General features: G+C 34.2%; 28 protein-coding genes and 1 pseudogene. 22 read left to right on the forward strand and 7 right to left on the reverse strand.

From position 1 onward, the window contains the following. The 5 genes from ERK18_RS05840 to ERK18_RS05860 form a co-directional block, all read right to left on the reverse strand. The gene (locus tag ERK18_RS05840) at window positions 1–879 is read right to left on the reverse strand and encodes a YitT family protein (protein WP_187154674.1); all 879 of its coding nucleotides are present in this window, start codon (window positions 877–879) and stop codon (window positions 1–3) included. A gap of 137 nt (window positions 880–1,016) precedes the next feature. After that, window positions 1,017–1,553: a peptide-methionine (S)-S-oxide reductase MsrA gene (gene msrA / locus ERK18_RS05845; RefSeq protein ID WP_187154675.1), complete on the reverse strand. Its 537-nt coding sequence runs from the start codon at window positions 1,551–1,553 to the stop codon at window positions 1,017–1,019. Window positions 1,554–1,686: 133 nt separating this feature from the next. Further along, entirely contained in the window at window positions 1,687–2,799 is a 1,113-nt protein-coding gene (locus tag ERK18_RS05850) for an ATP-binding cassette domain-containing protein (RefSeq protein ID WP_315984352.1), read from the reverse strand. 121 nt (window positions 2,800–2,920) lie between these two features. Then, on the reverse strand, window positions 2,921–3,295 hold the full coding sequence (locus ERK18_RS05855; protein WP_187154677.1) for an ABC transporter ATP-binding protein: 375 nt from the start codon (window positions 3,293–3,295) through the stop codon (window positions 2,921–2,923). 95 nt (window positions 3,296–3,390) lie between these two features. Beyond that, complete coding sequence (locus ERK18_RS05860; RefSeq protein WP_187154678.1) at window positions 3,391–4,218, reverse strand: pyruvate, water dikinase regulatory protein; 828 nt, start codon at window positions 4,216–4,218, stop codon at window positions 3,391–3,393. Between the two features lie 176 nt (window positions 4,219–4,394). On the opposite strand from ERK18_RS05860, the gene rpsU reads away from it, so the two are divergent. The 10 genes from rpsU to rpoD all read left to right on the forward strand — a co-directional run bounded on the left by rpsU (window position 4,395) and on the right by rpoD (window position 14,493). Continuing rightward, the gene (gene rpsU / locus ERK18_RS05865) at window positions 4,395–4,571 is read left to right on the forward strand and encodes a 30S ribosomal protein S21 (RefSeq protein WP_009560161.1); all 177 of its coding nucleotides are present in this window, start codon (window positions 4,395–4,397) and stop codon (window positions 4,569–4,571) included. Window positions 4,572–4,710: 139 nt separating this feature from the next. Further along, window positions 4,711–5,154 (forward strand): GatB/YqeY domain-containing protein, encoded by a 444-nt coding sequence (locus ERK18_RS05870; protein WP_187154679.1) that lies wholly within the window; start codon window positions 4,711–4,713, stop codon window positions 5,152–5,154. A 24-nt stretch (window positions 5,155–5,178) separates the two neighbouring features. Further along, window positions 5,179–6,135 carry a PhoH family protein gene (locus tag ERK18_RS05875; RefSeq protein ID WP_187154680.1) on the forward strand — a complete coding sequence of 319 codons (957 nt, stop codon included), beginning with the start codon at window positions 5,179–5,181 and terminating at the stop codon, window positions 6,133–6,135. Next, window positions 6,135–6,656: an rRNA maturation RNase YbeY gene (ybeY, locus tag ERK18_RS05880; protein WP_187154681.1), complete on the forward strand. Its 522-nt coding sequence runs from the start codon at window positions 6,135–6,137 to the stop codon at window positions 6,654–6,656. Before ERK18_RS05875 ends, ybeY begins: the two co-directional genes overlap by 1 nt. Beyond that, window positions 6,656–7,564 (forward strand): GTPase Era, encoded by a 909-nt coding sequence (gene era, locus ERK18_RS05885; RefSeq protein ID WP_187154682.1) that lies wholly within the window; start codon window positions 6,656–6,658, stop codon window positions 7,562–7,564. Before ybeY ends, era begins: the two co-directional genes overlap by 1 nt. Further along, on the forward strand, window positions 7,565–8,320 hold the full coding sequence (recO, locus tag ERK18_RS05890) for a DNA repair protein RecO (RefSeq protein ID WP_187154683.1): 756 nt from the start codon (window positions 7,565–7,567) through the stop codon (window positions 8,318–8,320). A gap of 241 nt (window positions 8,321–8,561) precedes the next feature. Further along, window positions 8,562–9,479: a glycine--tRNA ligase subunit alpha gene (gene glyQ / locus ERK18_RS05895; protein ID WP_046332149.1), complete on the forward strand. Its 918-nt coding sequence runs from the start codon at window positions 8,562–8,564 to the stop codon at window positions 9,477–9,479. Next, the gene (glyS, locus tag ERK18_RS05900; RefSeq protein WP_187154684.1) at window positions 9,472–11,544 is read left to right on the forward strand and encodes a glycine--tRNA ligase subunit beta; all 2,073 of its coding nucleotides are present in this window, start codon (window positions 9,472–9,474) and stop codon (window positions 11,542–11,544) included. Before glyQ ends, glyS begins: the two co-directional genes overlap by 8 nt. 8 nt (window positions 11,545–11,552) lie before the next feature. Then, complete coding sequence (gene dnaG / locus ERK18_RS05905) at window positions 11,553–13,358, forward strand: DNA primase (protein WP_187154685.1); 1,806 nt, start codon at window positions 11,553–11,555, stop codon at window positions 13,356–13,358. Window positions 13,359–13,371: 13 nt separating this feature from the next. Then, window positions 13,372–14,493 carry an RNA polymerase sigma factor RpoD gene (rpoD, locus tag ERK18_RS05910; RefSeq protein ID WP_187154686.1) on the forward strand — a complete coding sequence of 374 codons (1,122 nt, stop codon included), beginning with the start codon at window positions 13,372–13,374 and terminating at the stop codon, window positions 14,491–14,493. Window positions 14,494–14,537: 44 nt separating this feature from the next. On the opposite strand, the gene ERK18_RS05915 is transcribed toward rpoD, so the two are convergent. Together ERK18_RS05915 and ERK18_RS05920 are read right to left on the reverse strand one after the other, a co-directional pair. Beyond that, a complete protein-coding gene (locus tag ERK18_RS05915; RefSeq protein ID WP_187154687.1) occupies window positions 14,538–15,767 on the reverse strand; it encodes a CPBP family intramembrane glutamic endopeptidase in 1,230 nt (409 codons plus the stop codon). 11 nt (window positions 15,768–15,778) lie between these two features. Continuing rightward, on the reverse strand, window positions 15,779–16,219 hold the full coding sequence (locus ERK18_RS05920) for an 8-oxo-dGTP diphosphatase (RefSeq protein WP_187154688.1): 441 nt from the start codon (window positions 16,217–16,219) through the stop codon (window positions 15,779–15,781). Between the two features lie 209 nt (window positions 16,220–16,428). Between ERK18_RS05920 and ERK18_RS05925 the strand changes: the two genes are divergently transcribed. From ERK18_RS05925 to ERK18_RS05975, 12 genes and pseudogenes are all read left to right on the forward strand, one after another. Beyond that, the gene (locus ERK18_RS05925; RefSeq protein WP_187154689.1) at window positions 16,429–17,112 is read left to right on the forward strand and encodes a tRNA (adenine(22)-N(1))-methyltransferase; all 684 of its coding nucleotides are present in this window, start codon (window positions 16,429–16,431) and stop codon (window positions 17,110–17,112) included. Further along, window positions 17,105–17,902, forward strand: coding sequence for a Nif3-like dinuclear metal center hexameric protein (locus ERK18_RS05930; protein WP_187154690.1), 798 nt, complete (start codon window positions 17,105–17,107; stop codon window positions 17,900–17,902). Before ERK18_RS05925 ends, ERK18_RS05930 begins: the two co-directional genes overlap by 8 nt. Window positions 17,903–17,915: 13 nt before the next feature. Continuing rightward, window positions 17,916–19,157, forward strand: a complete 1,242-nt coding sequence (pepT, locus tag ERK18_RS05935) for a peptidase T (protein WP_187154691.1) — start codon at window positions 17,916–17,918, stop codon at window positions 19,155–19,157. Between the two features lie 330 nt (window positions 19,158–19,487). Next, window positions 19,488–20,374 (forward strand): annotated as a pseudogene (locus ERK18_RS05940) (ABC transporter ATP-binding protein). A 5-nt stretch (window positions 20,375–20,379) separates the two neighbouring features. After that, window positions 20,380–20,973 (forward strand): ABC transporter permease, encoded by a 594-nt coding sequence (locus ERK18_RS05945; RefSeq protein WP_187154692.1) that lies wholly within the window; start codon window positions 20,380–20,382, stop codon window positions 20,971–20,973. Window positions 20,974–21,188: 215 nt separating this feature from the next. Then, complete coding sequence (locus ERK18_RS09525; protein WP_261982442.1) at window positions 21,189–21,683, forward strand: ABC transporter permease; 495 nt, start codon at window positions 21,189–21,191, stop codon at window positions 21,681–21,683. Window positions 21,684–21,771: 88 nt separating this feature from the next. Beyond that, a complete protein-coding gene (locus ERK18_RS09530) occupies window positions 21,772–21,951 on the forward strand; it encodes a hypothetical protein (RefSeq protein WP_261982443.1) in 180 nt (59 codons plus the stop codon). 76 nt (window positions 21,952–22,027) lie between these two features. After that, window positions 22,028–22,381: a GntR family transcriptional regulator gene (locus ERK18_RS05955; RefSeq protein WP_187154693.1), complete on the forward strand. Its 354-nt coding sequence runs from the start codon at window positions 22,028–22,030 to the stop codon at window positions 22,379–22,381. 10 nt (window positions 22,382–22,391) lie between these two features. Next, on the forward strand, window positions 22,392–23,096 hold the full coding sequence (locus tag ERK18_RS05960) for an ABC transporter ATP-binding protein (protein ID WP_187154694.1): 705 nt from the start codon (window positions 22,392–22,394) through the stop codon (window positions 23,094–23,096). Then, window positions 23,096–23,905 (forward strand): hypothetical protein, encoded by an 810-nt coding sequence (locus ERK18_RS05965; protein WP_187154695.1) that lies wholly within the window; start codon window positions 23,096–23,098, stop codon window positions 23,903–23,905. Before ERK18_RS05960 ends, ERK18_RS05965 begins: the two co-directional genes overlap by 1 nt. Window positions 23,906–23,950: 45 nt before the next feature. After that, window positions 23,951–24,787, forward strand: coding sequence for a hypothetical protein (locus ERK18_RS05970; protein ID WP_187154696.1), 837 nt, complete (start codon window positions 23,951–23,953; stop codon window positions 24,785–24,787). Between the two features lie 51 nt (window positions 24,788–24,838). Beyond that, the gene (locus tag ERK18_RS05975; protein WP_187154697.1) at window positions 24,839–25,678 is read left to right on the forward strand and encodes a hypothetical protein; all 840 of its coding nucleotides are present in this window, start codon (window positions 24,839–24,841) and stop codon (window positions 25,676–25,678) included. Window positions 25,679–25,812: the final 134 nt, after the last annotated feature.

A 25,812-nucleotide genomic window follows, 5' to 3' on the forward strand; every position in this document is an offset into this window, starting at 1 on the left:
TTAAACTATTTCTTGTTCCTTAAAACTGCCGTAAACCCGTTCTACTTCTGTTACACTCATAAAAGCGTAGGGGTCGCTTTTTTTGACAATATGTAATATGTCATACATATCATAGCGGTCAATCACAGTAATCAATACTTTTTTCTCGTTATGACTGTATGCTCCTTCTACATCATGGAAAATCGTAATGCCACGATGCATTTTTTCCTGAATGCCATCAATAATAGCGTGAGGCTGCTCTGTCACAATGGTTACCTGCAGTTTCTGGTGCTGAGTATAAACGGCATCGATTACGCGGCCGTTAATAAAGATGGTTAAAGCTGAATACAAAGCTCGCGTCCAACCGAAAGCAAATCCAGCAGCAGCTATAATTATTAAATTTATTAAAATACTGATTTTACCGTAGCTCGTCCCGGTTTTTCTTTGAATGACAATACCTATAATATCAAGTCCACCTGTAGATATACCGTTTTTAAGCGCAAAACCTGTACCAAGGCCATTAATCATGCCACCAAAAATCGCACAGACAAGTGGATCAATATGCATGTTTAGGGGTTGAACTAGCCGCATCATAATTGATCCAAGTATAACAGTGATGATTGTAAAAAAAGTAAATTTATGTCCGATCTTTATCCAGGCAAGTAAAAGCAGAGGCAAGTTCAATACAAAATACAGAGCAGAAGTTGATAAGGTAACGGGTAAAAACCGCTCACTCATGGTATTAATTAATTGGGCAAAACCAGTTATTCCTGAGGAATACATGTGTCCTGGAGTCCAAAAGAAATTTAGAGCCACAGCTACGGCTAGCGAATAGAAAAATGAGGCAGAGATTTTAGAGAGTAGATTATACCGTCGGTTGAATGCGTCAAGCTGGTCCATTGTTCAATTATTCCTTTGTGAAAAATGCTAATTAAAATAATAAATACTAGTTTCTATATAAAAATAAAAACTAGTATTTTTCTTAAGTATACTAACACATTTTCGTGAAATTTAAAGAGTTTTTAATCTATTTTTGATTACTTTTGCCAATGTTTTTTGATGAATTCTTCTCTGCCACCAGATTCTTCAAGACTATAACGTAGTGGATTTTTTTTGTAAAAATCCTGATGATAATCTTCAGCAGGATAAAATGGCTTAGCTGGTTCAATTTTTGTTACTATTGGGTCATCAAATCTGCCACTATTTTGCAAATCTGCTCTGGACTTTTCTGCTGCTTCTTTTTGCGCATCTGAATTATAAAAAATTACAGGACGATAATTATCACCACGATCTTGAAATTGCCCAGATGCGTCAGTCGGATCAGTTACTTGCCAATAATAGTCAAGCAACTTTTCATAAGGCATAACAGCAGGATCATAAGTGATTTCTACTGCCTCAGTATGACCCGTCATTCCCGTGCATACTTGTTCATAGGTTGGGTTCGGCACATGTCCACCGGTATAACCCGAAATTACTTTTTTAATTCCAGGCAAAGAATCAAAGGGGCTTACCATACACCAGAAACAACCCCCAGCAAATATTGCTGTATCTAATTTTTCTTTATTTTCATACATAAACTCTACACGCTTTCTACTGCTAGATCAGATTACTGTTCTTCTCCATTTTATTTTGCCTAGTAGTTTACTGCAATTGATGAGCTTAAAATTATAAAACTTAGTAAATAATTAACTTAAATCTGTTTCTTTATCATAAAGCATACTGATCAAGTTCTATTACTTTATCATATTTTTTAGCAAATGCAGGTTGAACATTGTGTTCAATATCAATTACTGTGCCCGGGAAATTGAGAATCAAGTCAAAGACTTGACCGTAGCTTTCTTTATCTAAACCCGATAATGCTTCATCAACCAGTAATAACTTTTTATTGCGCAGTAGCAATCTGGCCAATTCTAACTTTCTTTTTTCTCCTCCAGATAAGGCATTGGCACCTTCACCAAGCCTCATATTCAGTGCATTCTCACTAGCAAATTTGGTTAATCCGACTTCATTTAAAACTTGTAAAATTGAAGCAGTCGGATAATTTTGACCAAGACACAAGTTAAAAAGCAGGGTACCGGTAAAAATGGTGGTCTCTTGGGCTAAGACACCGATATTCTGATAAATTGGTTTAGCATATAGCTCATTGCTGTATTTAATTGTTCCACCCAATAATTTGAGCTCGTTCAACATTGTTTTTACTATCGTTGTTTTACCGATGCCGGATCTGCCAGAAATTAAAATTTTTTCACCACTACTGGCACTAAAAGAAAGATTATGGATAATAGCTTTATCATAACCAAATGAGCCATCATCAATTTTAAGTACCGTCTTATCTGTAAATTTTTGGGGCTCGATATTGTTAATTGGTTTTTCTTTGGTAGAAATAATTTTTTGGCATGAATCAATTAATGGGCGACTTGAAAGTAACTGGTTAGTGAATTGAATAGAACTAATTATGGGACTTGTAACCCTGTCTGCTGCTAAATATAAGGACATTAACGCACCAGCAGTTAATTGACCAATGCTGACAAAGTAAACGCCCAAACCCAAAGAAAGAATGGTAGATAATGAATAGAGCAAGTTAGAAACAAACCGTGAATGCTCCTTGTCCGCATCCATTTGATAATATTTATTTTCCGAGTCATTTAAGAAATTGTTCAGCTTATCTTTAAAGATTAACAAGCTTTCAAATCTTTTGATGGTATAGAAACCGTTAAAGTATTCAGTGGTGTGCAGTGAGTAGCGCTGGTATGACTTGTTCCACCGGTCAGTTGATTTACTTAGCCATTTTTTTAAAACAAAGGGAACTACTGCTGGTATAAATCACAATATTAAATAGGTCAAACCTAATATAGGATTAATCTTAATTACAAAGAATAAAGTGATTACTGCTTGCTCGATGCAGTAGATCAACATTATTACCGAATCAATAATCTGGTTCTCAAATTGTTTGATCGTGACATTGATAAAATTTAAAAATTTTATTTGACTGTAGTTGGGGATGATCATTGTAGTTTGCGACTGCCTGACTTCTCAGCCATTTGTTAATAATTTTCCTGATATTCAGGCTTAATAAGCGCCAAATCCAAAAGGAAGCGTTAACTAAAACAAAACACAGTAAAAATACTACTAAGAGGATGAACGAAGTAGAAAATTCTTTTTTACTGATATTATCCATCAATTTACCAATTAGAATTGGGCTAATGATGCCATCTAATGCTGTAATTCCGCCAAAAATAGCGATTAAGATCAGCCTGAACGCAACCATTTTTTTGATTGATTTATTTTCTTGTTGAATTTCCTGTTTGTTTGTCATTATTTGGCCTCAGTTGGCTTCAATAGTTTAATTTTTTAACATTAAATTAATTATATGGAAGTTAAATAATGAAAACAATGCAAACAAAGAAAAAATTAGTTTTGAACTCCTAAGTGGTTCATGATAATTGCTGCTGTTTCCTCAATCGAGCGGTGAGCAACATTTATGACAAAACAGCCAAGCTGATCATAAAGTTTTTGGGCAGAATCCAATTCTTTTTTAATCGCATCAACATTGGAATAGGATGTATCGGGATTTAGACCATAAGAAATCATTCTTTCACGTCTGATTTCATTTAAGACCGAGATGTCATTTGTCAGGCCAATGATTTTTTTAGGATCAATTTGATATATTTCTTTAGGAATATGGGTATCGGGTACCAGAGGTAAATTAGCCACTTTTAAATTTTTGTTTGCTAAAAAAAGCGACAAGGGGGTTTTGGAAGTTCTTGAGACTCCCAAAAGTACAACATCAGCTTCTAAAAACCCCTTAGGGTCTTTGCCATCATCATACATAACCGCAAACTCCATTGCGGAAATGCGGTCGAAATATTTTTGATTCATTTTATGCTGGGCACCAATTCTTTGTTGTGGCTTAAGACCAGTTAATTTTTGAATTGATTCGATTGCTGGTGATAAAATATCAACGCTTTGTATTTGATGCTCCCTAACAAAACGAATAACTGGAATCTGCATTTCATCTTTTACCAAGCTATAAATAAGCAGTAAATTTGGATATTGAACTATTTCTTCAAAAGTATCTTCTAATTTCTCCTTATTAATTATGAATGGATATCTCCTGTAATTAATCTGTGCATCAGGAAACTGGGCGGCTGCGGCAACAGCATTGTTAAAAGCAGTATCACCAGCAGAATCTGAAATTATTATCATGTTAACTTCTTTTTTGGGTGTTTCTTCAGCCATTATTTACTCCTTTTTTTCTCTAATTATACAATTTAACCAAAATCATTAACAGATTAAGTTTTTCCTGTGAAAAATTTGAAAAATATTGTTCGTTTGTATTGACCCGCCGGTGATGTTTGATATAATTTAGTTAAATGTATGACGGTAACGTCAAGAAATGGAAGGAGGGATCACATATGGCCAAGACAGTCGTTCACGAAAACGAGTCTATTGATGATGCTCTTCGTCGTTTTAAACGTTCCGTTTCTAGAAGTGGTACTTTACAGGAATACCGCAAGCGCGAGTTTTATGAAAAACCTAGCGTTCGTAGGAAATTGAAATCCGAAGCTGCTCGGAAACGCAGACATTATTAATCTAAAAAACGACTTTTATCAAGCAGATAGAAGTCGTTTTTTATTAACAATAATTAAAGTTTAATGTTTTATTTAATTTAAACTAGGATGTAAATTTGTTATAATTTAGCTAGATTTTGTGAAGAAAGAGGGAATTCATTTGAGTTTATCTGAGCAAATAATGTCAGATATGAAAGAATCGATGAAAGCGCGTGACAAAGTTAGACTGAACACCGTGCGCATGATTAAATCCGCACTGATGAATGAAAAAATTAAAGCTGGTCACGATTTAACCGCTGAAGAAGAACTGACGGTCCTTAGCCGAGAAAAAAAGCAGCGTGAAGAATCAATTGAGGAATTTACCAAAGCTAATCGTAAAGACTTGGCAGATGAAACCAAGCAGGAATTAGCTATTGTTGAAAGTTATCTGCCTAAGCAAATGACGCAAGAGGAACTAAACCAAGCAGTTTCATCGGCAATTGCAGAAGTTAATGCTCAAGGTAAATCAGATTTTGGTAAAGTAATGAAAGTTTTAATGCCTAAAATCAAAGGTAAAGCTGATGGTAAAGCAGCTTCTGATGTGGTGCGTAAACAGCTGAAATAAGCACAAGAAAAGGAGCAGAGTTATTTGGCCCAAACCAATTTTATTCCTAAAAATCCTGAGAATATACAAAAATTAGTTGGTATTAATGATAACAATTTAAGCCTTTTATCTACCGGGTATAATGCTAGTGTAGTTGATACTGGCAATAGTATAGCTATTCAAGGTAATGACAATGACATTAAAAAAGTTGCAGCTGTCCTGAAAGCTTTAGACAACGTTATTAATGCCAATATTAATATTGGTCCAGCTGACGTTGTCAGTGCGATGAAAATGGCAGATAAAGGAACAACAGAATATTTTCCTGATCTATATAAAAAGATTTTAATTCGGGATGCTAAAGGCAAGCCGATTAGGGTCAAAAACATGGGACAGAAAAAATATGTCGAAGCCATTGAAAAAAATGATGTTGTATTTGGGATCGGTCCTGCCGGTACCGGTAAGACATTTATTGCAGTTGTTTGTGCTGTTGCTGCTTTTAAAAAGGGCGAAGTTTCAAGGATTATTTTGACTAGGCCTGCAGTTGAAGCGGGGGAGTCGCTAGGATTTTTACCTGGTGATCTAAAAGAAAAAGTTGATCCTTACTTAAGGCCCATTTATGATTCGCTTTATGCAATTTTAGGCACCAATACTACCGATCATTTAATGGAACGTGGAGTTATTGAGGTTGCTCCATTAGCATACATGCGTGGACGTACACTGGATGATGCGTTTGTTATCCTTGATGAAGCACAAAATACTACTGACGCTCAGATGAAAATGTTTTTAACCAGGCTAGGCTTTAATTCGAAAATGATCGTCAATGGTGACATGACACAAGTTGATCTTCCTGGTAAGCAACGGAGTGGGCTGATAGATGCTGAACGTTTTTTGAAAAAAATTGAGCAAATAAAATTTATTTGGTTTTCAGCTAACGATGTTGTCCGTCATCCTGTAGTTGCTAAAATTATTAACGCCTATGAAAAGGAAGAAAAAAAGTTTTAATGGATTCAATAGATATTACTTTTAATGATGAAGTTGGTTTTCTGGACGATAAAAGACGTGATTGGCAAAAATGGATTCTGCAACTTCTCTTGCTTGCTAAAAATGAGATAAATAAAACAAACAACTTGGAAATGAGTATTAACCTTATTAATGAAAAACGCAGTAACGAAATTAATAAAAAATATCGCGGTAAAGATAGACCAACTGATGTAATCTCTTTTGCTATTGAAGATGGAGATGATCAAATTGATTTTAGCACATTTGATGATCCTGAATTCATTGAAGATATTGGTGACTTATTTATGTGTCCCAGCGTTATTATGCGACACAGTAAGGAATATAGTACCGGTTGGGACCGCGAATTTGGCTATACTCTAGTCCATGGCTTTTTGCATCTTAGCGGATATGATCATATTGAACCAAGCGAAGCAAAAACCATGTTTAAAATACAAGGAAAGATATTGGAAGAATATGGCTTGCCATTGTATCCCGATCAGTTAGATGAAGGCAGAGGTAAATAATGGTAGAAGAGAAGAAAAATAAGTCTGGCTTTGTTGCTTTACTAGGAAGACCAAATGTTGGTAAGTCGACCCTTATGAATTTTTTAGTGGGTCAAAAGGTAGCTATTACTTCTAGCAAACCGCAAACTACCCGTAATAAAATCTCTGGAATTTTAACAACTGATGATATGCAGGCGATTTTTATTGATACTCCCGGCATATTTAAGCCACACCTAGATTTAGATGATTACATGGATAAAGCCAGCTTGTCTAGCTTGAACGATGTTGACCTCATTTTGTTTATGGTAGAACCAGAAAAAATGGGCAAAGGTGATGCTTATATTGCGGAACTATTGCAAAAGTCAACAGTTCCCATTGTGCTCCTTATTAATAAAGTAGATCAAGTTAATCCAAATGAACTTTTACCAATAATTGATCAATATCGTAAGCTAAATATTTTTAAGGAGTTTTTGCCTGTATCTGCAACTCAGGGAGTTGGAATTAGTGATTTAATTCAGGTTTTACATCAGTATTTGCCTAAAGGGCCTAAGTATTATGGCACAGATCAAATTACTGATCGACCAGAATATTTTATGGTTGCAGAATTAATTCGTGAACAGATTTTAAAGTTTACCTCTGAAGAAGTGCCACATGCTGCCGCTGTTTGGGTGGAACAAATGAATAAGCATGAAAACAATAAGTTGCAGATTGAAGCTACAATTTATGTTGAAAAAAATGGGCAAAAAGGCATTATTATTGGCAAAGGCGGTAAGATGCTCAAGCAAATTGGGATCAATTCCAGACGCCAAATTGAAGATTTGTTAGGCGAAAAAGTTAATTTGCATCTTTGGGTAAAAGTCCAGCACAATTGGCGTTCTGACCCGCAATTTTTAAGAAAAATAGGTTATAATCCGAAGGATCTGGCCTAAATGGTTCGTGAGCTCGAGGAAGTTAATGGCATAGTTTTTAAAAGGCAAAAGTATCATGAGGCTGATTTACTGGCCAAAATAATGACAGAAAAAAATGGCATAATCACATTGCTTGCTCGTGGTGCACTAAAAGCAAAGTCTAAATTAGGTGCATCATTGCTTAATTTTTCTTATGGAACTTATGTCATTTATTCTTCTGGACATGGTTTGAGTACTTTGAGGACATTCAAAAATGTAAAGCAATTTGATGGAATATATGACGATTTGATTAAAAACGCTTACGCTTCTTTTGTTCTTGATTTGATAGATCATGCATTTATTGAATACCAAAACCTTGGTAAGTATTACAATTTGGCTAATTTTGCTTTACAAAAGATTAATTCAGGTACTGATCCTGAAATGATAACTCAGATAGTACAAATGCAATTGCTAGCAGCTTACGGAGTAGAGCCAGAGCTGAGAAGCTGTGTGATCTGTGGAGAAAAGCAGGGAGAGTTTGACTATTCAATCAAAAAAGGTGGTATTTTGTGTAGTAAGCATTTTTATGCTGATCCATCTCGTTTGAATTTAAAACCAAAGGAAACAGCTGTTTTGAGAACTATCTTTTTACTTCCTTTTAACAGATTAGGTGATATTAAAATTAATTCTGCTACCAAAAAAGCGACACGCAGAGCTATTGATCGTATTTATCAGGAAACCATTGATCTCAATCTCAAAACTAAAAAGTTTTTGGATGAATTGAAATTAACTGACTAGCACTTCTGATTGAATACTTTTTATGATAAAATAATAATATGTATTGGCTATAATGAGGATAAAAAAGTACCAGTTAAGCGAGTGTTGAGGGTGAAAGAGCACCTGGGAAAAGGCACCTCTAGCTAAATTAATTAAGAGCAGGAACTATTTCCTGAATTAGGGTGGAACCGCGACTAAATCTCGTCCCTATGCATGTTTTGCATAGGCTTTTTTTATGGTCTTATGCAGGAAGGAAATATAAATGGCAAAGAAAAAATTAACTATTCAAGATATGATTTTTAAATTAGAAAAGTTTTGGTCCTCAAAGGGATGCATGGTAATGCCTTCTTATGATGTTGAAAAGGGCGCAGGAACTATGAGTCCTTATACTTTTTTGCGAGCTGTTGGTCCGGAGCCCTGGGCGGCTTGTTATGTTGAGCCCTCAAGACGTCCAGCTGACGGGAGATATGGTGAAAATCCTAATCGTTTGTTTCAACATCATCAATTTCAAGTAGTAATTAAGCCGGCACCAGAAAATATTCAGCAATATTATCTCGATAGTTTGAAGGAACTTGGTATTAATCCTTTGGAACATGATATTCGCTTTGTCGAAGACAACTGGGAAAATCCTTCAATGGGCTGCGCTGGTGTTGGTTGGGAAGTTTGGCTTGACGGCATGGAAGTAAGTCAATTCACATACTTTCAAACCGTCGGCGAACTTGATGTTAAGCCAACAATGAGTGAAATAACTTATGGTGTTGAACGACTGGCTTCTTATATACAAGATGTTAATTCCGTTTTTGACCTCGAATGGGGAGATGGGGTTCTTTATCGCGACATATTTAAAGAAGCTGAGTATGAGAATTCTAAATATGCTTTTGAAGAATCAAACCAGGAAGATCTATTAAAGTTTTTTGATGTTTATGAAAGAACGGCCCAGGAATTAATTGGACTTAATTTAGTTCAGCCTGCTTATGACTATATTTTGAAATGCTCACATACTTTCAATTTGCTCGATGCTCGTGGAGCCGTATCGGTTACTGAAAGAGCAGGATATTTGGCCAGAATTAGAAACATGGCACATGAAGTAGCTGTATGTTTTGTAAGAGAACGTGAAAAAAGAGGTTTTCCTTTGTTAAAAAATGCAGAAGATAAGAAGGCAGGACTAGAAAATGGCTAAAGATTATTTATTTGAAATTGGTACTGAAGAAATGCCAGCCCATGTCGTTGAAAGGAGTGTTAAGCAGTTAGCTGAAAAGACCAGCAAGTTTCTTAGAGAGAACGGGCTTAAATTTAAAAGCATTAAAACATTTTCCACACCCCGAAGGTTGACTATTTTAGTAGAGCAGCTTTCTGAAAAACAGGCCGATATTGACGAAATAAAAAAGGGTCCTGCCAAAAAAATTGCACTGGATCAAGATAAAAATTGGACTAGAGCTGCTCAAGGATTTGCTCGTGGTCAAGGAATGACTACTGATGATATTTATTTTGAGGAATTAAAAGGTACCGAATATGCTTATGTTCATGTTCAAAAAGAAGGTAAAAAAACCACTGATATCCTTTTAGGTATGAGCGACATTGTCAAAGCTATGACTTTTCCAACCAAGATGCGGTGGGATTCTCATGATTTTGAATTTGTTCGCCCTATTCATTGGCTGGTCTCACTTTATGGTAATGAAGTAATACCAGTCAAAATTTTAGACATCACAGCTGGCCGAAAAACTGAAGGTCATCGCTTTTTAGGCGACAGTGTTGTACTAGCTAACAGTAGTGACTATGAAGATGCTTTAAAAGATCAGTTTGTAATTGTTGACTCAACAAAACGTCGCACAATGATAGTTGATCAAATGAACAAATTGGTTAAAAAGAATAATTGGCAAATTAAGCCAGATAAAAGTTTACTTGAAGAAGTTACAAATTTGGTTGAATTTCCTACAGTTTTCACCGGCTCTTTTGACAAAAAGTATTTGGAAATGCCTAAGGAAGTTTTAATAACTTCCATGAAGGATAATCAACGTTACTTTGAAGTTTATGATCAAAATGATAAATTAATCAATCATTTCATAGCTGTACGTAACGGTAATAAAGATTACTTAGAAAATGTTGTTTTAGGTAATGAAAAAGTGCTAGTAGCACGGCTTGATGACGCGCAATTCTTTTATGATGAAGACCGTAAATACCCTCTCAGTCATTTTGTACAAAAACTTGATAATGTTTCATTTCACGATAAAATTGGATCAATGTCCGAAAAGATGAAGCGCGTTCGGATCATAGGTGACTTCTTGGCTAACAAATGGCAACTAAATGATCAAGTGGTCAAAGATTTTGATCGGGCCAGTCAGCTTTACAAATTTGATTTAGTTACCCAGATGGTAGGTGAATTCGCTGAACTTCAAGGAGTAATGGGAAGGCATTATGCCAAATTAGCTGGAGAAAACGATGATGTAGCTGATGCCATTGAAGAGCATTACATGCCAACTACCTCTGAAGGAGAATTACCTAAAACAACGGTTGGTTCATTATTATCTGTAGCTGATAAATTAGATACTATTATTACTTTCTTCGCCGCTGGTATGATCCCTAGTTCTTCAAATGATCCATACGCACTTCGTCGCTATGCCTACGGCATTGTCCGAATTTTATTAAATCAAAAATGGTCATTACCATTTAACGAATTTTTACCGGAAATTGTTTCAGCTCTTGAAAATAAGACTCCTGCTAAACTACCTAAAAAAGCTGAGCAGGAGGAGGAAATTTCATCCTTTATTCGTGATCGCATTAAGCAGTACTTACAGAAAAACAACTATAAATATGACATAATAGATGCAGTTTTGGCTTCAAGTCAACAGGATCCGATTCAAATTTTGGCTGCAGCAAAAGTTTTGCAATTACATCATGATGATGATAAATTCAAGCCAGTTGTTGAAAGTTTAATCAGAATAAACAATATTTTGCAAAAAGCTAAGTACAAGGGGCAAAATGTTGTAAAACGAGAAATGTTTGAAAATAATACTGAAACTGAACTTGCTGATGGAGTTAGCAGCTTAAGCAAGGTTAATGATCTCTCAAAACTTTATGATGGCTTTGTAAAACTACAGCCTGTCATTGATCTTTACTTTGAGACAAATATGATTATGGATAAGAATGAAGCTATTAAAAATAACCGTTTAGCACAGCTTAATGGGATAGCACAACTTGCAAAGCGGCTCGGTGATCTAAGCAAATTAGTTATTAAACAAAAGTAGGTGAAAAGATGGCTGGTCTTATACCTGAAGAAACAATTGCTAAAGTTCGTAATAATGTCAATATTGTCAATGTCATAAGTCAGTATGTTTCACTTGAAAAGAAGGGCAAGGATTTTGTCGGTCTCTGTCCTTTTCATGAAGAAAAAACGCCTTCATTTACTGTTAGCGAGGGAAAACAATTTTTTAAGTGTTTTGGTTGCGGTAAAGGTGGCAACGTTTTTTCATTTCTAATGTACAAGGAAAATTTAACTTTTCCGGAAAGTGTTCAAAAAGTAGCTGATTTTGCTCATATTGATATTGGTGAATATTCCAGTCAAAAACCAAAATTTTCTAATATACTCATCAAAATAAATGAAGAAGCAGCTGACTTTTATCATCGAGTATTAGTTTCTACTAATGCGGGAAAGCCCGGGTATAACTATGCAAAAAAGCGTGGTCTTGACCATGACATTATCAGTCACTTTCGAATTGGTTATGCTCCCAAACAAAATAATTTGCTTTTAACTTACCTCAGGGAACAAAATTTTAAAGATGAGGACCTGGTAAAAAGTGGTTTGTTTGTTCAATCACAAAATGGGGACTTATTCGATCGTTTTAGGGAGAGGTTAATGTTTCCGCTTAGCAACGAAGGAGACTATGTCGTTGGCTTTTCTGGAAGAAGACTTTCTAATGATAAAACTGAAGCTAAATATATTAATAGTCCAGAAACCGAAATATTTACCAAATCAAAAACTCTATTCCATTTTGCAGAAGCAAAAAAAGCTGCTCGAAGTGAAAAACATTTAATTTTGTATGAAGGATATATGGATGTAATTGCAGCATATAAAGCTGGAATAAAATCTGGTCTCGCATCGATGGGTACCAGTTTGACAGATCAGCAAGTATATATGTTACGCAGGATTACTAAAAATATCATTATCAATTATGATGGGGATGACCCTGGAATACATGCCGAAGAACGAGCAGCAAGAATGTTCAACCAAATTGGAGGCTTTAACTTAGGAATTGTTGTTTTGCCTGAAAAACTTGACCCTGATGAATTTGTTAAAAAATATGGTATTGAAAAATACCAAGACGAAGTCAAAGGCGCTTTGACGCCAACAGATTTTTTCTTGAAAAGGTTAGGACAGAAATATAATCTCGCAAATGATAGGGAAAAATTGGCATACTTAGATGAGGCCATGAAAGAAATAGCTCAGTTGTCTAATCCAGTTGAACAAGATTTATATTTGAACAAAATTGCCAAGGAACAAGGAGTGGCACAAGATTCACTTAAAGTGAATTTGACAAAATACCGCAGGCAACAAAATAAAGCAAAAAGGCATCAAGGTTATCCTGCTCCAGAACAAAGTGAATCCTATAATTATTCAAATCCACTAGTTGATAACGTTCAAAAGCAGGAAGCTAGCGATCCTATTCAAACTCGCTTATTATATTTATTTATTCATTCAAAACATGCTCGTGAATATCTATTATCCCATCAATTCCTGTTCCCAGACTCAGAATTTCAAAAATTAGCGGAATTATGGTTAAATTTTAGTGAAAATGAAGAAAATCCAACAGTTAATAGTTTCTTAGATTTTATTCCGAGGGAACTTCAAGGTATAATAGTTAATGCTGAAATGACAAACATGCCCCAGGATTTTTCAGACCGCGAAATTGATGAGCAAATAAACGCATTAAATATGCGCAAAATTAATATTGAACTGCAACATTTAATGAATGATTTACAAGATGCAAAACGAAAAACTGACACAGAGGAAATATTAGATATTACTCGTAAAATTTTACAGTTAAAAAGAATTCAGGGTTAAAGGGGGGCTTATTGTGGCAGATAAGGAAAAAGCAGCTAACAACGAAAAATTATCTTTAGACAAGATGGTTAAAAAGGTTGTCAAAGATGTTAAAAAAGATAAATCTATTACTGAAAAGGAATTTGTTGCTCAACTGGTTAAGCCCTATAAACTACAGGGAAAAGCAGTCGATCAATTAGTTCAGGAATTTGAAGATAACGGCATCAGTATAGTTGATGAAAAGGGTAATCCATCGAGATTAGCCTTGAAAAAGCAAAAAGATGTTGAAAAAGCTGAATTAAAAGATATGTCAGCACCTTCAAGCGTTAGGATGAATGATCCGGTCAGAATGTATCTGAAAGAAATCGGTCGGGTACCCCTACTGAATGCAGATCAGGAAATTTCTTTAGCAAAAAGGATTGAAAAAGGTGATGAAGAAGCTAAGCAGGAGCTGGCAGAAGCCAACTTGCGTTTAGTTGTTTCGATTGCTAAACGTTATGTAGGCCGTGGTATGTCATTTCTTGATCTGATTCAAGAAGGAAATATGGGTCTGATGAAGGCCGTGGATAAATTTGATTACAGCCTAGGTTTCAAGTTCTCAACTTATGCAACTTGGTGGATCAGGCAGGCAATAACTCGTGCGATCGCCGACCAAGCTAGAACTATCAGAATTCCAGTTCACATGGTCGAAACTATTAATAAGCTAATCAGAATCCAAAGGCAATTACTGCAAGACTTAGGTCGTGAACCGACTCCAGAAGAAATCGGGGCAGAAATGGACATGCCTACTTCTAAAGTTCGTGACATTTTAAAGATAGCTCAAGAGCCGGTATCCTTAGAAACTCCAATTGGGGAAGAGGACGATTCTCATCTTGGAGATTTCATTAAGGATAAAGATGCAACTAGTCCTGAACAACATGCTTCTTATGAAATGCTGAAAGAGCAATTAGAAGAAGTGCTTGATACCTTAACAGACAGAGAAGAAAATGTTCTTCGCTTACGTTTTGGACTTGATGATGGTCGAACTAGAACACTTGAGGAAGTTGGCAAAGTGTTTGGAGTTACCCGTGAGCGCATTCGTCAAATTGAAGCTAAAGCTTTACGGAAATTAAGACATCCAAGTAGGTCAAATCAATTACGTGATTTCCTAGATTAATTAGCCAAACAAAAGACAAGATTTAAAAAAATCTTGTCTTTTTATTATCTAAAAGTTAATTCGCTAGCAGCATGATTATTTTCTAGTCCCCATTGCTGCAAATTATATTCAATAACACTTTTTCGCTTACCTGATAATAAGAAGAAAGCAAAAGCCAAATAGATCAAAGTGGTAATAAAGAGATATTCCCAGTCAAAGATATGGGGTACTCTCATAACTGTTGAGCCAGTAGCTAGGAAGGCTAGTATATCATAAACTGCATGATAGCCCAAATTAACCAAAAAAGAACCTGTATATAAATAAACTGCAGCAAAAACAATACCTGCGGCAAACGCATTAATCATTTGTAAAATCGTGGCAGAGAGTGGTTGCATTAGTGTGTTAGTAAGATGAATTGAACCGAAAAGCAAACCATCCAGTAATACTGCCAATAAAACTTGATTTTTAGAATTTTTAAATATTTTGAGTAATATACTTAAAACACAAAAACGCATTAACCATTCTTCAGCTACACCAGCTTCTATGCCCTGACAAATATACTGAGTTACGTGTTTTGTTGTTATATGAAAATCCCAGCGTGTTAGCAATTGTCCTAAATTATCTGCATCATTAAAAGCATTAATTAGGCAGTCAGCAATAATAAAAATAAATATAACTGCAAGAACTGAATACTTAGCTCTTGGACTTATTCTCAAACTCGGATTTTGATAATGCCAGCTTTTCATTACAACAATTGATGAAATCACAAAACAAATGCTACCTGTGATTCCTGTGGTGTTGAGAACTTGAAGCCAAGAATGGCTATCCATAGTTAAAATTTCAGGTAGCGAAACAATTAAACTTGCAAACAACAATAAAGTTATGATCTGGCCAATCGGATTCTTTACTTTGCCCCATGCCAGTTCTGCCATAGGAACTAGCATAATGAGTTCATACAGGGTAAGGAGAATTAATAAAAAGATCGCATTCTTATTATTCAAAATTTTGATGAATGCTGCTTCCAAACTGAGTAGTGCAAAAAAGTACAATAATATATTGACGGACTGAAAATAATGATTAAATTGAACTAACTTTCTTTCAGGATGTTTTTCGCATAAAAGGGTTAGTTGCAATAGAACCAGTATGAATAAAACCGGCAGAACTACTACTGCTCCAAGTCTACTCTTGGTTAGGGGGTTGATTTTGAAAAATAGCACAAGTGCCACAATAAGCAAAATTTCTTGAACAATTATTTGTCCAAGGTGCCAACGCTTAATTCCTTTTTCCGACAGCATTTGTATACTCCTCAGAATAATTCATCTCGTTCACCATCCAAGATATGCTCATCAATATCTTCGTTAAAGTATACCAGCAAGTCGCGGTCAAAATTATATGCTAATTTATGTTGGAAAAGTTCTTCTTTAGTCATCCACGTCAATTTGCCTTCTCTTGAGGCTTTGACTGTGCCAGTGAATTCAGTCGCTATATAAAAAAGAACAAGATAGCGGTGATCATTTTCATCATAAAATTGCTTAATGCCACATAGGCGAGGGTTTTTGATATCTAAATTTGTTTCTTCTTTAACTTCCCGCACCACTGAATCATAAAAAGATTCATGATCTTCAACATGGCCACCTGGAAACGTCAATCCGGGCCAGTATGGGTCATTACGATTCAAGACTAAGATATTGTCTTCTTTTTTTATCATACACATATTTGTCAAAGTAACAGGTTCAGTTCTATCCATTAAAACAATTCACTTTCATTTAATTCATATGTTCAATTATAAAATAGGAATTTAGAAAGAAAAAGAAAATTTAAAACTAAAAGCAAGAATTAAATATGTAATTAAGAGAAAAACTATATTGGCAATGTCTTTTTAAAAAATATAGAGTTGACTAATTCTAATTTAAAGCCATTATGCTAAAATTCTATTATAAAGAAAGTAGGATAAAGATGAATTTACGATTGAGTACTTTAGCACAAATGGTTGATCAAGGAGCCCGAATTGCTGACATCGGAACAGATCACGCTTATTTACCAATCCAATTAGTAAAAGAGGGTAAAGTTGATTATGCTATTGCCAGTGATGTAGCAGCTGGTCCCTTACAAAATGCGGAAAAAGATATCGCTGCGGCCGGCTTAAAAGACAAAATTGAAACCCGTCTGGGATCTGGTCTTGAAACAGTTAGCGCCAAAGATAGAATTGATACAGTGGTAATTGCTGGTATGGGTGGTAAATTAATGACCAATATTTTAGATGAAGCTTGGTCAGAAAATTTTCATTTTGCGACTTTAATTTTGGAACCTAATGTAGGCGAACCTGGTGTGCGTGAATGGCTTTCAACACATAAGTATCAAATTATTGATGAAAAAATTATCGCTGAAGCCGGGCATATATATGAGCTGATCAAGGCACAAAAGGTGGAAAGTACTGTCAGGTTAACTGACCGGCAAATATTTTTTGGCCCAGAAATTTTAAAAGAAAAAAATCAGTTTTTTTATCAAAAATGGCGTAATCAGCTTGCATATCACAAGAAATTACTGCTTAATTTAAATAAGGCTAAAGAAAAAGATTTTAACCATATTCACCAAATTGAGTCAGAAATAAAAATGATTGAGGAAGAAATAAATGACTAAAGTAGAAGATGTAGTTGCCGTTTTACAGCATCATTTTCCAGAAGAAATAGCAAGTAAAGGCGATCCAGTTGGCATCCAAATAGGCTCGATGCAGCAGAATGTCACTAAAATAATGACCACCTTAGATGTCAGACCACAAGTGGTGGACGAGGCAGTACAAAATGGAGTTGACCTGATTATCAGTCATCACCCCTTGATGTTTCGCCCTGCTCCAAACTTGGATTTTGCCAATCCCCAATATGCCATGTATGGCAAAATTATTGCTCATGGAATAACAGTCTATTCTATCCACACTAACTCAGATAAAGCAGATGATGGCTCAAGTGACTGGCAAGCTGAAGAGTTGGGTTTGAAAGACGTTGAGCCTTTTTGTCCAGATGATGATGGCATTGCTATAGGACGTAAGGGGAGGCTGACGCAGCCATTATCAGCTCAAGACTTTGCTTATTATGTCAAAGACAAGATGCAAGTAAAAATGGTAAGATTAATTACTGCTGATAATCAGCAGACTATATCTTCAGTTTGTTTTATCTGCGGTGATGGTGGCAAATATTGGCATCAAGCAGTAGAAGAGAATATTGATGCTTTTATTACTGGTGACGTTTATTACCATACAGGCCACGATATGATTTCTGCCGGTCTGACGGTAGTAGATCCAGGTCACTACACTGAAAAGATTTTTAAAGAAAAAATTTATCAGGAATTGCTTGAATGGAATAAAGAACATTCTTGGGATGTTGAAGTCGCAGAATCACAAGTTTCTACTAATCCATTTCAAGATTTATTTTAATTAAGGAGAGACAATGAAATATCCAAATTTATTACCAAGATTTTTAAAATATGTAAAAGTTAATTCACGCTCTGATGAGCATTCAGACAGGTTTCCTTCGACAAAACGTCAGGAAGATTTTCAAAAACAGATTATTTTACCTGATCTCGAAGAGCTCGGCTTGAAAGATGTGCATTATAATCAGAAATCAGGCTGTGTCATTGCCGAAATACCGGCAAATGTAGATTATGATGTACCTGTAATGGGACTTCTAGCACACTGTGATACCGCAGACTTTAATGCGGAAAATGTGAGACCACAGGTTCACGAGAATTATGATGGGAAATCAAAAATTCGCCTTGGAGATTCTGAATTCTATTTAGATCCTGCCGAATTTCCAAACTTAAAGAAATATGCGGGACAGACTATCATTACAGCTTCTGGGGACACACTGCTTGGCGGAGATGATAAATGTGGGGTAGCAGAATTAGTTACTGTAGCAGAATATCTGTTAAATCACCCTGAAATAAAACATGGTAAGATTCGCCTTGGTTTTACTCCTGACGAAGAAATCGGTATGGGGGCCCAGCATTTTGATATTGATGAATTTGGGGCAGATTTTGCTTTCACGGTTGATGGCGGAGCTCCAGGTAAGTTAGATTGGGGTACTTTTTCTGCTGCTACTTTCACGCTTGATATTCAAGGAGTAAATGTGCATCCTTCGGTGGCTAAAGATCAGATGATAAATGCCATCCAGGTTGGTATTAACTTCCAAAATCAACTTCCGCAAAACGAAGTTCCTGAAAAAACAGCTGGACGAGAAGGATTTTATCATCTGACCAATTTTACTGGTACAGTTGATAACGCACAAATGGAATACATTGTGCGCGACTTTGAAAGAGATGGTCTGGAAGATCGTAAAAATAAAGTTAAGGCTATTGTTAATCAAATGAACAAGGACTTTGGTACTGAGAGAATTAAGCTTAACATGAGAGATCAATATTACAATATGGCTGATATTCTTAAAGACCACATGGAAATTGTTAATTTGGCGAGAAAAGCTTATAAAGCTGAAGGTTTAACCATCAATGAAGACCCCGTAAGGGGAGGGACAGATGGGTCACTTTTAACTTATAGAGGTTTACCTTGCCCGGATCTTTTTTCTGGTCAAGAAAACATGCACGGCAGGTTTGAATATACTGTTCTGGAGTCCATGGCAAAAGCAGTAGACGTCATGATTAAAATGATAGAGTTGAATGCAAATAGCAATAAATAGTGAAACAAAAACGACTGTTTTTATTATTTCTTATTAAAATAATTAAAAGCTTAAATCTTGTTCTGATGGAGAAAATTTAACTTCTAAAAAGTTAGGAAAATTATGCACAATTAATAGAAATTTAAATTTAGGTACATAGGATCATTATCAAAAATGGTTTTATGTGCCTTTTTTCTTTTTAAAATTTTATATTGATAATTTGTGGAACACTTAAATTTTTCTAAGACAAAAGGCAAAAGACTCCTTGCAAAAGTTGATTATTTATTTTATTATACTAGAGTATTAGACAAATAGTTCACTATTATAATATAAGAGAAAGGATTAGTGATCATGCGAAGTTCTATTGCACTACAAGTTGATGATGTTTGCACTTATGTGGGCAAGACAGTGCTAGTTAATAATGCTACTTTTGATGTTAAAGCTGGTGAAATAATAGGTCTAAAGGCCCAAATGGAGCTGGAAAAACAACTATTATGAAAACCATTTTAGGGTTAATGAAATTTAAAGGAAAAATAGAGGTCAATGGCAAAAATGTGTCCGAAAATGACCATCATGCTTTAACAAGGGTTGGAGCATTAATTGAACATCCAGCAATTTACCCATTTCTTACTGGTATGCAAAATTTGACCCTTTATGCTCATGATCAAAAAGATATGGCAAATTTGATTTCTGAATTACAAATGGATTCATATATTAATAATAAGGCTAAAGGATATTCACTAGGGATGAAGCAAAAATTAGGCATAGCAATCGCCTTATTAAATCAGCCCCAAGTTGTAATTCTTGATGAACCAATGAACGGACTTGACATTGAATCAACGATTCGAGTAAGAAAATTAATCAAAAGATATTCTGATCAAGGAACAGCTTTTTTAATTTCAAGTCATATTTTAAGTGAATTACAAAAAGTAATGACGAGAGTTGTCTTAATCTCTGGAGGACAAATTATATTTAATAAAGAGGTCAAAGAATTTGAAAAAATTAGTCACCAAAAATACCATTTGACTACTGAAAATAATAAACTTGCAAAAAAGATTTTTGCTGCTTACCAGATCACATTTACAGAAAATGAAAATTATTTGATAGTAAGTCAAAACGACATATACAAAATAGAAGATCTGCTATTTAACGAAGGTGTTCACTTAAAAGAAATTTTGCCGCTTGAAGCCAACCTTGAACGAATTGTAGTTGATGTCTTGGAAAAGAAAAGGGGCTAGACAAAATGCTTATAAGCTTTAAACAGGAAATCTATAAATTCAGGCATGAAAACATTGCTCTGTATGGTCTGATTATTCTCATGGTAACAATGACTTACAACTTTTTTACTAATCCTATTACGCGCCAATCCCTTGGCTACGGATTTGGTGCAAATGAGTTGATTACTTTAATAGTTATTACCGTAGCATCTGCAATTTTTTCAATGGAATACAAGAATAACACGATTATCATGCTGGAGTATAAGACTTCAAGCAAGTTTCAAATTTACTTTTCCAAGTTTTTGGTTGTCTTAGTCTATAGTTTTCTCCTAACAGTGATTGCATTTCTATTTACCTTGATTTTAAGCGTGATCTTTAATACTGGCAGATATGATTGGTTAGCCGTTCATAATGGGCATACTCTTTTAAATGGTTTGTTAACTAACCTGGCAGGAGCATTGATTTATTCTTTTTTTAGCATTGGCTTATCTTTTATGCTCATTATGCTGGTTAAAAATAATGCTGTAGTAGTTTGTTTTGGAATTGTACTAGCATTTTTTGGTGCCAGCTTTTCCAAAGGATTAATGCAAACCTTTCCACATTCTTTTCCAAAGGATTAATGCAAACCTTTCCCCATTTTATAAGTACTATTAAATGGAACTTTTTAAATATGATTTTTATTTCCCAGCAATTATCAAATTCAAGCCTTAGCTTAAAATCGAATTTATCAAGTCTTGAACTAATTATAGCCAATATCGTTTACGGCATAGTTTTTATGGTTCTAGGATATTATCTATTCAAACATCGACGAGTATAAAGAGAGGAGATCACTAAAATGATTTATAGTATTAAGCAGGAATTATATAAATTAGTGCACCGCAAAATTACTTGGATCGCAGCTATCATATTATTTTTTCTAATGCTTATTACCGGTTTCGCTTTGGCAGATGAAAGTAAAAAGCTAATTTTAACATTAACTTTTGATTCTTCTGATTTTATAATGTTTATCCTAGTGATAGTAGGTGCCACGTATTCTTCAATGGAATTTCAAAACAATACGATTTTGACACTTTTATATAAGTCTTCTAATAAAATATATGTTTACTTATCAAAATATATTGTTTTATTCTTATACAATGTTTTTCTGCATCTGCTAGCTCTTTTTTATACGATTTGTTTGCAATATACCATATTTAATTATCAAGTTAACTGGTCAGCGTCATATCTATATCATCAGCCGGTATGGCTAAACATGGTAACTGCTTCTCTAATAGATTTAGTAACTACAATGTTAATTATTGCTATTTTTTTTACTCTCGTGTCTAATTAATAGTAGTGCAATTGTAATTACAGCAAGCCTTCTAATTACATTCATGGGTCAAAGCATTTCTTCAGACCTAATGAACGGAGGCAAACTGGTGAACATTATGAAATGGAACCCTTTTAATATGGTGGACTTGACTAGGCAGTTTGGTAATTATGGCATGTATGTTTTAACTACCCACCTGAACAATCAAGAGCTTTTAATTGGTAGTCTAATCTATATTCTTATTTTCGTGGTTGCCGGCTATTTAATCTTTCGGAGAAAAAGATTTTAAGTAATTAATTGCATAACTTTTAAGTTTATTGTAATATTATAGTGTATTATAAATGTAATACAGTTGGAAAAGAATTATGAATTTTAAAGACAATCTGCCGATATACATACAAATAAAAGAATACTTATGTCGACAAATCATTAATGGCAAACTTGAGCCGAATCAGAGGATACCTTCTGTACGTAATTTAGCAGCACAGTTAACAGTGAATGTTAATACTATTCAAAAAGCGCTAAGACAAATGATTAATTCCGGTCTTCTGGTTACTAAAAGGGGAGAGGGTAATTATGTCACCAACGATAAAAAATTATTAGAGAAAATAAAAAAAGACATCATCGTTGCTGAACAACGTAAGTTTGTTCAGAACATGAAAAGCTTAGGAATTTCATCTGGACAAATCAATTTAATTGTTGCTAATCATTTGAAGTAGGAGTATTAATATGGAAAATCTTTTAGAAATTAGAGATTTAACTTACAAGAAAAACTTAAAGACAATTTTAGATAATATAAATTTAACTTTGCAACTGGGTAAAATAGTAGCCCTTTTAGGTGAAAACGGTGCAGGTAAAACTACCCTTATGCGAGTAATTAGTGGTATGGCTAAAAACTATCGTGGAACCGTAAAAATTTCTGGTGAAAGTAAAGAGGCTCAACGAAAAGCCCGACTATCATTCACTGATAGTCTAACGGGTTTTAACAACTCAACTAAAATCAAAGATATTGTTAAATTTTATGAAATTATTTATCAAGATTTTGATGGTAAACAATTTGAGCAACTTCGTCAGTTTATGAAATTAGATTCTGAAATGCGGTTATCTGAGATGTCAAAAGGGATGCGAGAAAAATTAATTATTGCACTTGCATTTTCGCGTAAAGTTGATCTTTACCTATTGGATGAACCTTTTTCCGGTATTGATGCTATGGCTCGTAAAAAAATTATTAACTCAATCATTTTATGGAAACCAGAAAAATCAACAATTCTCGTTTCAGATCATTTTGTCAACGAAATTGCCAGTATGTTAGACGAAATAGTCATAATCAAAGACCAAACCATTTATGCTCATAAATCAACTGAAGAGATACGCGAACACCATAAGAGTGTTGAAGACTACTATGAAAGTTTATACGAGGCGGAGGATGAATAATGGCTACTTTCAACCACTTATTTGGCAAACTTTTTGAAAAAAAAGCCAAATATGTTCATCTGCTAGTTGTCCTGCAATTTATCAGTTCTCTGGCATCAGCGTTTTTTACTTATTTTAGTTTTTATTCTGGCAGGTTTCACTTAAATTTGAACAATAACCTTAAATTTTTTCCAGGATGGATGGCCTTATTTGCTTCCTTTACTTTCTTGTTTGGACCTATTTTATATATTTTAACTGTTGTTCAGAATGAACGCTTAAATAGAAGTAAGACATGGCGCCTAGCACCAATCAGCGATGGCACGTTTTATATTGATAATATCTTAAGTTCATTTGTTTCTCTAATTTATTTTGTCTTTTTAGATTTTATAATTGCGCTTGGATTATTCTTTGTATCTATTTTTGCCTATCCCAAATTTGGCAAAAATTTGCGGTTTGAACTCAATTTAGATACTGACACATTTCTTACTTTTATTTGTATTATACTGTTGGTAATTCTAACTGCTCTTTTTATTTATTTTTTGGTTAGTTTCCTTAACTTTTCCAGTCAGGCAATTTTAAGTTTTTTACCACAAGCATCAAGTCATATTTTAATTTCTTTTATTCGTATATTCATCATTATCATATTAATGGGACTGCTTGTTAAGCTCTATAGAGTATTGATAAACTCTTTTGTAAATCTTTTTTTACTAAAAGCTACTGATCTTGCGGGATTAGAATATGTTGTAGGTATGATGTTTGTTGCTAATTTAATAATGCTTGGCATAAACGTCTTTTTAATCAATCATTTCTTTGAAGCAGTAGAGAAGTAAATCCTAATATTTTTTACAATATTTTCGTAGTATGGAGGACAGAGTATGACCTCATTTAAAAGTTTGTTTGGCAGATTCTTTGTAGAAAAAGCCAAGAAAGTTTATTCATTTTTAATTATTCAAATAGTTGGTGCTTTAGCATTCTCTATTTTTGGACTACTGATTGGTACAGGTAAGTTCGGTGAATTTTTAAATTTTTACACTGAGCTTTTACCTGATTGGCTAATGGGCTTTTGTTTATTAAGTGTTTTTTTTATCATATTCTTTTTTATTTATATCGCTGTCAAAAATGAGCGGATTAATCGAAGTCAAACTTGGCGTTTAACTGCAATTACTGACGAAAAATTTTATATTGCTAATAGTTTAAGTTCGTTTATAACTTTTATCTATTTCATTTTTCTTAACATTAGTGTTGCAGGCATCTTGCTAACTGTTTCATTTTTTACAGACAAGGCTTTTCGTAATTCATGCGAAAGAATGTTTAAACAATTTAGACCAAATTTTGAACCGAATACAATTCGCTTTATTTTTGATTTCATGCTACTTTTACTTTTATGTTGCTTTTTCATTTCGTTAGTGATCAGCTTTTTAAATTTTTCCAGTAAAGCCATCATGGATTATCTTCCTGTAGCTTCAAACGGCTTAGTTGTCAAACTATTACATATTTTTATTGTTATCGTAATAGCTTGGCTTTATACTAAAGCAGAAAAATTTTTTGTCAATCAACTTTTAGGCAGTCTTTTGAATTTTTTAAACTTCAATCCAACTTATAACAACGCTTTACCTTATGTTAATGTAGTTGTTGTAGTTGATAATTTGATATTGTTCATTATTAATATTTTATTGTTTAAATTTTTCTTTGAAGCAGAAGAAAAAAAGTAACTAGTGAAACAATATTTGTTATCAATTAGAAATAAAAATAAGGAGTCCAAAATGGCGGAATTTAGCAGGTTATTTAACAGATTTTTTAAAATTAAAGCCAAAAAATTAAAAATATTACTGTCTTTTCAACTAATTGCAGCTCTAGCATGTGCCTTTTTTACTTATTATGAAGTTACAAATTGGCATATTCAAAAAAATCTAAAAAATAATGTCGGTCTGATACCAGAATGGGCATTATATTTTGTCATCTTAGCCTTCTTTGTCATATTATTTGTATTTATTTTAACTCCTTTGCAAAGTGAAAAATTTAATCGAAGTCAAACCTGGCGGTTAGCTGGAATAAGTGACAGCCAGTTTTATCTTGATAATGTTTTAAGTACATTTGTATCTTTTATTTACATGCTTGCGCTTGAAGTAGTTGCTACAGTTATGCTAGGTTTCTTATCTTTTTTGGTTGATAAAGAATTTCAACGAGGACTTCATGATTTCCTAATGGATCTGCATCCTAATTTTGATTACAATGTTTTCTGGACTGTAATTGGTACGATTGTCTTAGCCATTTTAAGTTGTTTCTTTTTATATTTTGTTATCAGTTTCTTTAACTTTGCTAGCCAGTCCATAATAGATTTTGTACCCGCGAACGTTAATGGAGCACTTGTAAAGATACTCCATTTATTCATAATTTTTGTACTAATCTGGTTCTTTTTTAAAATTCAACATATATTTGTCTACAAAATTCTTTTATCAGTATTTAACCCAGCTAATTACGGACTTGCTTTTTCTAGTGATTTACCTTTTGCAATTTTGTCAACCACAATTTGCGATCTTATTTTGTTGGTCAGCAACGTTTTCTTATTTAATCATTTTTATGAAGCCAGTGAACGTAAATAGGTAGGCAAATAAGAAAAAATTACTTTTACAATTTTATAATTTCTCACAAAAAAGCAAGTTATTACAACAAATAAAAGGTTTGCGGAAAAAATAAATCTGGTTTATGATAGTGTATTATAGGTGTATTACGGCCA

The organism is Lactobacillus kimbladii (assembly GCF_014323605.1).
GTDB classification, from domain to species: domain Bacteria; phylum Bacillota; class Bacilli; order Lactobacillales; family Lactobacillaceae; genus Lactobacillus; species Lactobacillus kimbladii_B.

Bases quoted from the DNA above. Each gene is read 5' to 3' on its own strand.
- ERK18_RS05965 (WP_187154695.1), top strand. From the start codon at position 23,096: ATGGCTACTTTCAACCACTTATTTGGCAAACTTTTTGAAAAAAAAGCC.
- ERK18_RS05960 (WP_187154694.1), top strand. From the start codon at position 22,392: ATGGAAAATCTTTTAGAAATTAGAGATTTAACTTACAAGAAAAACTTA.
- ERK18_RS05840 (WP_187154674.1), bottom strand. From the start codon at position 879: ATGGACCAGCTTGACGCATTCAACCGACGGTATAATCTACTCTCTAAA.
- msrA (WP_187154675.1), bottom strand. From the start codon at position 1,553: ATGTATGAAAATAAAGAAAAATTAGATACAGCAATATTTGCTGGGGGT.
- ERK18_RS05855 (WP_187154677.1), bottom strand. From the start codon at position 3,295: ATGACAAACAAACAGGAAATTCAACAAGAAAATAAATCAATCAAAAAA.
- ERK18_RS09525 (WP_261982442.1), top strand. From the start codon at position 21,189: ATGATTTATAGTATTAAGCAGGAATTATATAAATTAGTGCACCGCAAA.
- ERK18_RS05930 (WP_187154690.1), top strand. From the start codon at position 17,105: ATGACTAAAGTAGAAGATGTAGTTGCCGTTTTACAGCATCATTTTCCA.
- glyS (WP_187154684.1), top strand. From the start codon at position 9,472: ATGGCTAAAGATTATTTATTTGAAATTGGTACTGAAGAAATGCCAGCC.
- dnaG (WP_187154685.1), top strand. From the start codon at position 11,553: ATGGCTGGTCTTATACCTGAAGAAACAATTGCTAAAGTTCGTAATAAT.
- ERK18_RS05915 (WP_187154687.1), bottom strand. From the start codon at position 15,767: ATGCTGTCGGAAAAAGGAATTAAGCGTTGGCACCTTGGACAAATAATT.
- recO (WP_187154683.1), top strand. From the start codon at position 7,565: ATGGTTCGTGAGCTCGAGGAAGTTAATGGCATAGTTTTTAAAAGGCAA.
- ERK18_RS05975 (WP_187154697.1), top strand. From the start codon at position 24,839: ATGGCGGAATTTAGCAGGTTATTTAACAGATTTTTTAAAATTAAAGCC.
- ERK18_RS05860 (WP_187154678.1), bottom strand. From the start codon at position 4,218: ATGGCTGAAGAAACACCCAAAAAAGAAGTTAACATGATAATAATTTCA.
- ERK18_RS05955 (WP_187154693.1), top strand. From the start codon at position 22,028: ATGAATTTTAAAGACAATCTGCCGATATACATACAAATAAAAGAATAC.
- rpsU (WP_009560161.1), top strand. From the start codon at position 4,395: ATGGCCAAGACAGTCGTTCACGAAAACGAGTCTATTGATGATGCTCTT.
- pepT (WP_187154691.1), top strand. From the start codon at position 17,916: ATGAAATATCCAAATTTATTACCAAGATTTTTAAAATATGTAAAAGTT.
- era (WP_187154682.1), top strand. From the start codon at position 6,656: ATGGTAGAAGAGAAGAAAAATAAGTCTGGCTTTGTTGCTTTACTAGGA.
- ERK18_RS05970 (WP_187154696.1), top strand. From the start codon at position 23,951: ATGACCTCATTTAAAAGTTTGTTTGGCAGATTCTTTGTAGAAAAAGCC.
- glyQ (WP_046332149.1), top strand. From the start codon at position 8,562: ATGGCAAAGAAAAAATTAACTATTCAAGATATGATTTTTAAATTAGAA.
- ERK18_RS05925 (WP_187154689.1), top strand. From the start codon at position 16,429: ATGAATTTACGATTGAGTACTTTAGCACAAATGGTTGATCAAGGAGCC.
- ERK18_RS05945 (WP_187154692.1), top strand. From the start codon at position 20,380: ATGCTTATAAGCTTTAAACAGGAAATCTATAAATTCAGGCATGAAAAC.
- ERK18_RS05920 (WP_187154688.1), bottom strand. From the start codon at position 16,219: ATGGATAGAACTGAACCTGTTACTTTGACAAATATGTGTATGATAAAA.
- ybeY (WP_187154681.1), top strand. From the start codon at position 6,135: ATGGATTCAATAGATATTACTTTTAATGATGAAGTTGGTTTTCTGGAC.